The organism is Streptomyces sp. SID13666, from assembly GCF_010548325.1.
GTDB lineage: Bacteria > Actinomycetota > Actinomycetes > Streptomycetales > Streptomycetaceae > Actinacidiphila > Actinacidiphila fildesensis.
On the sequence record NZ_JAAGLX010000001.1, the window covers coordinates 991240 to 997239 of the forward strand.

Annotated in this window: 7 protein-coding genes and 1 pseudogene; 6 read left to right on the forward strand and 2 right to left on the reverse strand. The window is 66.6% G+C overall.

The features are described from left to right. Positions 1-298 precede the first annotated feature (298 nt). Positions 299-796, reverse strand: a complete 498-nt coding sequence (locus G3I60_RS04835) for an ATP-binding protein (protein ID WP_275405858.1) — start codon at positions 794-796, stop codon at positions 299-301. Here G3I60_RS04835 and G3I60_RS04840 point away from each other — a divergent pair. The 5 genes and pseudogenes from G3I60_RS04840 to G3I60_RS04855 all read left to right on the forward strand — a co-directional run bounded on the left by G3I60_RS04840 (position 713) and on the right by G3I60_RS04855 (position 3528). Then, positions 713-1171: an ATP-binding protein gene (locus G3I60_RS04840; RefSeq protein ID WP_343240733.1), complete on the forward strand. Its 459-nt coding sequence runs from the start codon at positions 713-715 to the stop codon at positions 1169-1171. The genes G3I60_RS04835 and G3I60_RS04840 overlap by 84 nt on opposite strands. A 35-nt stretch (positions 1172-1206) precedes the next feature. Continuing rightward, positions 1207-1731: a DUF1877 family protein gene (locus G3I60_RS04845; protein WP_164292092.1), complete on the forward strand. Its 525-nt coding sequence runs from the start codon at positions 1207-1209 to the stop codon at positions 1729-1731. Positions 1732-2089: 358 nt separating this feature from the next. Continuing rightward, positions 2090-2596 carry an Imm63 family immunity protein gene (locus tag G3I60_RS04850; protein WP_203671992.1) on the forward strand — a complete coding sequence of 169 codons (507 nt, stop codon included), beginning with the start codon at positions 2090-2092 and terminating at the stop codon, positions 2594-2596. Between the two features lie 25 nt (positions 2597-2621). Continuing rightward, positions 2622-2807 (forward strand): annotated as a pseudogene (locus G3I60_RS45115) (ISKra4 family transposase); the annotation flags it as partial. A 58-nt stretch (positions 2808-2865) separates the two neighbouring features. After that, on the forward strand, positions 2866-3528 hold the full coding sequence (locus tag G3I60_RS04855; protein ID WP_164292090.1) for a hypothetical protein: 663 nt from the start codon (positions 2866-2868) through the stop codon (positions 3526-3528). Between the two features lie 711 nt (positions 3529-4239). On the opposite strand, the gene G3I60_RS04860 is transcribed toward G3I60_RS04855, so the two are convergent. Continuing rightward, on the reverse strand, positions 4240-4833 hold the full coding sequence (locus G3I60_RS04860; protein ID WP_164292089.1) for a barstar family protein: 594 nt from the start codon (positions 4831-4833) through the stop codon (positions 4240-4242). 560 nt (positions 4834-5393) lie between these two features. Here G3I60_RS04860 and G3I60_RS04865 point away from each other — a divergent pair. Continuing rightward, positions 5394-5879 carry a hypothetical protein gene (locus G3I60_RS04865; protein ID WP_343240732.1) on the forward strand — a complete coding sequence of 162 codons (486 nt, stop codon included), beginning with the start codon at positions 5394-5396 and terminating at the stop codon, positions 5877-5879. Positions 5880-6000 lie beyond the last annotated feature (121 nt).

Genomic DNA, 6000 nt, shown 5'->3' on the forward strand with positions numbered 1-6000 from the left:
GCGGGAGGCCATGGCCGGCTCGGCGGCCAGACCCCTGCGGCGCGGGCGCTGCGGATCTCGTCCGGTGCGTACCCTCCGCCACGCTCCAACCGTCCCCCGGCTGGAGCGGCTGCTGCCGGTAAGCCGCGAAGTCGGCGACGAATTGCCACGCTTCCGCACGGCTTGGCAACGCTTCAGATAGCCGGGTGTGAATGTCTGTCAACGGTCATTGAGATGCCCAAGTGGGTGGCCGTTGGGTGTCCAGGCTTGTGGCCATCAGAAACCCAGGCGTGTGGCCATTGGTGTTCCTGGGGTGGGGTCAGTTCAAGGGGACCACTCCCTTGCCGGCGAGGGCTTCGGCGAGGCGGTGTGAGTCGCCGGTGGTGGTCACGAGGTGAGCGTGGTGCATGAGGCGGTCGGTGCTTGCTCCCGCGAGCGTTTTCGGCATGATCGTGTCGAAGCCGGAGGGGTGAATGTTGCTGGTCACCGCGATGGAACGACGCTCGTAGGCGGCATCGATGATCCGGTAGAACGCCTCGGCGGCGTCCTCACCAACCGGTAGCAGGCCGATGTCATCGATCACGATCAGGTCCGCGCGGCAGATCCGGGCGACGGTCCGGGCGGTGGAACCGTCGACTTTCGACTTCCCGATCGCGGCGCTCAGCGTCTCCAGGGTGAACCAGGACACCCGCAGGTCGTTTTCGATCGCGGCCTGGGCGAGTCCCTCGGTGAAGTGACTTTTCCCTGTGCCCGGCGTTATCAAGGGGTCGGTAAGACACACGTCGCCCGGGCCCTCGGCCATCTCGCGGTTCGCCAGGGCGCCTACGTCCGGTTCGCCAAGACCAGCCGGATCCTCGCGGACCTCGCCGGCGGCCACGCGGACCGCACCTGGGACAAGCGGATCCGAAAACTGGTACGGCCCGACGTGCTCATCCTCGACGACTTCGCCATGCGCCAGCTCGGAGCGTCCCAGGCCGATGACCTCTACGAACTGGTCAGCGAAGGGCAGGGCCGGTCACTGATCATCACCAGCAACCGGGCACCCAGCGACTGGTATCCCCTCTTCCCCGATCCCGTCGTTGCCGAGTCGCTCCTGGACCGGCTGATCAACACCAGCCACCAGGTCATCATGAACGGCCCCAGCTACCGCCCCAACAAGCGCCCGAAGAACCCCACCGACAAAACCACGTAGGAAAAACCGGTGGACGCCGTCGGGATACTGCAGCCATGGCCGTCACTCAACAACTTGCCCGCATCTCAGCGGAGTATCTCGCCACCTGCCGCCAGTCAGCGGTCGAATCACCGGATGGAGATCCTCACTGGAATCCGCCCCCGGCGGGCATCCTGGACCTGGACTGGGCACCGGCTCTGCTCAGACGGGTTTGCGAGCTTGGAGGTCTCAATGACATCCACCTGAAGGCTCTGCGGCAGTCCACCGAGGGCGATACCGGAATCGACCTCGGCTTCCTCAACTCGCACCCGCATGCCATTGGCCCGTTCGGACCCGCTCCCACGGCCCTCTCCGCGACTCAAGTGGCTCGAGTCTCGGAACTGCTCTGGCAGATCGACTTTCCCGCCCTCCTGGCCACCCTGCCAGCCGACGAGACAGAGGCCGCTTCCTTGATCGGCGACGGGGCGGAAAGGATCGTCGGCGGCCCGAGGAAGTACCTGCTCGGACACTTCAATGCCCTGCGCGAGTTCTACCGTGAAGCATCCCAACGGCACCTTCTTCTCGTGCTGTGGTGGGACTGACACAGGGCGTCCTCCAGGTCGTCTCACGGCAGCACCTGGGGAATAACGTGAACTTCCGCCTGGGGAATTGCGGGCTCTGTCGCCGATCTTGTGACGCAGGTCGGATCAGCTCCTCAGGGGATGCGGGTGGCCCCCTCCTGAGCGCCTGTTCCGGCCGCCCGCCCACGTCGGTCCGGAAGCGACAGGAGCCCGGCGGCGGCACTTATCGTCAAAACGACGATAATGAGCTATGGTCGGCATGCGCGGTCGACATCGCGATCTGCGCCTCGAGGACGGGCCGGAGCGGCTTCGCTCCGCCCCATCCCAGCCCATGCGGCGCGGCCCGGTGAGGACAATGGCGAGGAACAAGGCTGCACTGATGCGGCAGCACCTGGAGATCGAGATCGCACGGCTGAGCGCCGCCATCGGACTGACGGGCTGGTATGTGCCAACCTTCGACAACCGTGACGGTGCCTGCCCGTACATCATTGCCGGTGGGAACGGTGTGATGAGCTACCTCGCCCTCGAGCGGGGAGTGCTCTGCTTTCAGCGGTCGACCCGCGATCCCGACGAACTGCTGTGCTGGGCGTTCGACGATGCAACCGCAGACCTCGCCCTCGATTGGGCGAATAAGCAGCACCTGGTCGGGGAGGAGCATCTGGCGGCCAAGTGGAAGCGCCGGGCGACCCTGCTGCACGCAATGAACCCCGAGTGGGCAAACCGGTGGCGAGCAGAGCTGATCGAGGCCCTCGGGCCCGAGGGCGCTCACCATCTCGTCCCCGCCCTGCCCCCGCCGCCCCTGGTCCTTGATCCCTCCAAGCCGCCCGCCGAGCCTGCGCCCCTGTCGGTTCGCCCGCGCCGCTGGTGGCACGGGCTGCCCGGTTGAGCACCTCCCGGCAGGACCAACGCGCCTGATCGGTGACCGCCTCGACATCACCGGCGCCCGCTGGGGCCTCCCCGGAGCAGAATCCGTCCTGCGACTACGCACGCTCGTCTCCAACGGAGTCCTCGACGCCTACTGGCGCCACCACCTCGCCCGCGAACACGAACGGCTCTATCCCACCCCCGACCAGCACAACTACACCCTCACCGCCTGACCGCGAACTGCACCCGAAATAGCGAGCCCACGACAGTTGCGGTCCATAGGATGCGTTCATGTCGAGACCATGGACGATCGGCAGGCTGGCGGACGAGGTCGTCGAACTCCTGGGGGTGAAGCCCGATCGAGTCGAGCGCGGCAATCTCACATTTGATCAAGGCCCGCTGCAATCCAGCCTCTGGATCTGGAAGGACGTGCAGGCCAAGGCCACCTACGGCTGGAGCGTCGTTACCTTCGACGTCGCTCTCTACGACCGCACGAAGACCTTCGGCACACCCGCTGCCCAAATCGAGCACCCCCCACCAACAGGAACGGCGGCAATGACGAACGCTCCGCAGCCCGCCTGTTACACCTGGTCCGCGACCGGCGGCCTGTCCGCCGAGGCAGCCGCGTCCGTCAACGAGCACGCACTTGACTCCCTCCGCTTCGTTCGCGACCAACACGACCTGGGCCAGCTACTGCTGGCACGGACCCACGTCCGCCGCGGCAACCTCTGGTCCTTCGCCCCGGACAACAACGAGCCCGCCCGACTCGCGCAAGCACTTCTCCTGGCACGCGCCACCGGTGACCAAGCGCTGGAGCGAGCTGCAATCGCCAAGCTCCGCCAGCGCGGCGAGGAACCGACGACTCGACGCCCTGACTATCGGTTCAAGGACGCTTTCGCCGATTGGGCCAAGCGGTACTCCAAAGCGACAGGTGTCGACGTCAAAATGACCTGAGCCCCCGGAAAACACGTCGAATCAGATCCCTCGACGCAGAGACGTGACTCTCGGCGAGCTGCCACTCAGCCCTTCACTCCAGAAGAACCGCACCCGAGACCAGCGACCCCCGGGACGTGTGGCCGCGCCATGACCGGGCCCAGGCCGAGCAAGCCGGACCATTTCTGGTCGACCGAGACTTCTGCCTTCAAGGCAACGTCCAGGTCTGGAGACTGCACGCCGACCAGAACGAGCCGCACGCCCGCACTTGGACGCTCAGGCTCCTCGATGACTGCGCCGCCTATGCCTGCGGGCTCTAGCGGCGCCTGTCCCCTCCTACCTGGGCATCCCGCGAGCCCGCACGGCCCGCAGCTGGCCGGCCGGATCACCGCAAGGCCCAACGACCTCGCCGAGCCGGACACCGTACGCGGAACCCTGCGCCATCAACTGGCCACCCACAAACTCACCCCCGCGGACCTGACCGCCGGCGTCATCCTGCCCGAGACCCTCGTCGCCACCTGGCTCGACGGCACGGGCCTCATCTCGCCGGCCCCGCTCGTTCGCTGCGCCCCCGTGCTGCAGATGCCCGAGGACGTCCTCATTGCATGCCGCGGTGCCGGCCTAACCGCCACGACTGGCCGCTGCCACAACCCGAGCCGGACCTGTGGACGGTCACGTAATTCGGCTCTGTCGGGGATCTTGGGATGGAGCGTGTCTGCCGCCACCTGCTCGTCACGCTGGTGACGACAGCACAGGGTTCGCCACGGCTGGGTCAGCACCGGGCCAGTCCTCACCAGTGAGAGTCGCAGTCAAGCGCCCGTCCTGTACGGCCATCCCCACGTCCATGCCTTCAGCCGCGGCCTCGGCGAAAGCAGCTGGCGAGGTGTCGTCGAGGAGGAAGACGAAGTGCAGAGTGAAAGGCGGCCAGCTTTCGTGCTGGACGCCATCGGCGTCCAGCTGCAGGTTCGCATTCCAGCCTGCCTGGCAGAGGACCGAGACGAACAGACCGAGGAACTCGACGCCGAGCAGGTCATCGGCGTTGTCGATCAGGACGGCGATGTCGTTCGAGTCGCCGCCGTGGCCGTGCCAGTCGTGCAGGCAGTCCACCAGGGCGTCCCAGTTGCGGCCGAAGTGGCCAGGAAAGGACAGCTCCCGGGCGAAGGCAGCAAACAGCGACGTTGGCTCTCGCAGCTCCCGGCCGTCCAACCGGAACACGCGCCCGCCGTGCTTATGGAGCTCGGCGATTTGGGTGCTCACCCATCGGTCGTCAGCGTGAGTGAAGACGACCCAAGGAGATCGGCGCTCGGTAAGGGTGGGGGTGTTCATGACGGAATCCTCGCACGGGACTGCAGGCCCATTCAGCTGTCGCGGGGTCATGGGCTGAGGAGGATCCGTTGACGTAGGAGGTCGAGGTCTGCACGGCCGTAGCCCATACGTCTGAGGAGTTTGACGCGGGTGACGTGGCATGGCTTCGCCCGGCACCCGGAAGTGCAGGTCTCTGCCTCCCGCCGGATCGTGACGTCACACGACTGCTGAACCCATCGGTGAGATCACGTAGAACCCGCGCCGCGTGGGCGTGGTTACGAGGCCAACTACGCCCAGCCCTATGGGCCGGTGACCGAGACATTGCCCCCTGCGGGCGTTGACCTCTTCGATGTTCGCCAGCTGCGCCTGACCGAGACCGAGCCGCCGCGGCTGTCGCCGGAGGAGACCGCGGCCAGGGACCGCGTATGGAACAAGGCGGTCCAGGGCAACCCGAGTCTTTTCGACGGTCCGGTCGTGGTGTGCGCGGGAGTGGAGTGGGACGGTCCGCACAGTCTCACCCTCTCGTGGGCGCGGGTGACCTACCGGCACTACGCCCTGCGCCGGGTTCCTGGCAACACCTCGTGGCTGCCGTCGTTGTTCGTGAACGTTGTACAGCCGACCGACGACGGGCACGTTCTGGTGGCACGGATGTCGTCATTGACGGCCGCTCCGGGGCGGTGGCAGCTTCCGGGCGGTTCCGTCGAGCCGCCGCCGAGAAGGATGGGCTGGATGAGGCCGCAGTGCGGGGCCATGCCGCACGCGAGTTGCTCGAGGAGACCGGACTCGACGTCCAGTCCGATGAACTGCACCTGCTGGCCGTCACCCGCGGTGCGCATCACAGCATGGGGCTGGTGTACCTTGCCCCGCGTCAGCCGACGGTGATGCTGCGTGAGCGCTTCGCGGCTGTGACGGCCTCTGAGCAGGCTCAAGGGCGCGAGCCCGAGTTGGACCGGATCGCGTTGGTGGGCTCTGCGGCTGAGCTTGACGCCCTCGGTGGCCCGCACGTGGACTATCTGGAACCTGTAGTACGTCGCTTCCTGGGGTCGCCGGCACCGCGCGATGCCTAATGGGCCGTATCGGGTCGTAGAGACTTGATGTTGTAGCCGCCAGCAGGTGAGCACTTCCGATGCCGGAGCCGTTCGAGTTCTGTGGTCAGACCGTGCCCCTGCTGGTCGGCCGGGAGGCCAT

Coding starts and splice junctions, on each gene's coding strand:
- G3I60_RS04845 (WP_164292092.1), top strand. CDS start 1,207: ATGGCCGTCACTCAACAACTTGCCCGCATCTCAGCGGAGTATCTCGCC.
- G3I60_RS04850 (WP_203671992.1), top strand. CDS start 2,090: ATGCGGCAGCACCTGGAGATCGAGATCGCACGGCTGAGCGCCGCCATC.
- G3I60_RS04855 (WP_164292090.1), top strand. CDS start 2,866: ATGTCGAGACCATGGACGATCGGCAGGCTGGCGGACGAGGTCGTCGAA.
- G3I60_RS04860 (WP_164292089.1), bottom strand. CDS start 4,833: ATGAACACCCCCACCCTTACCGAGCGCCGATCTCCTTGGGTCGTCTTC.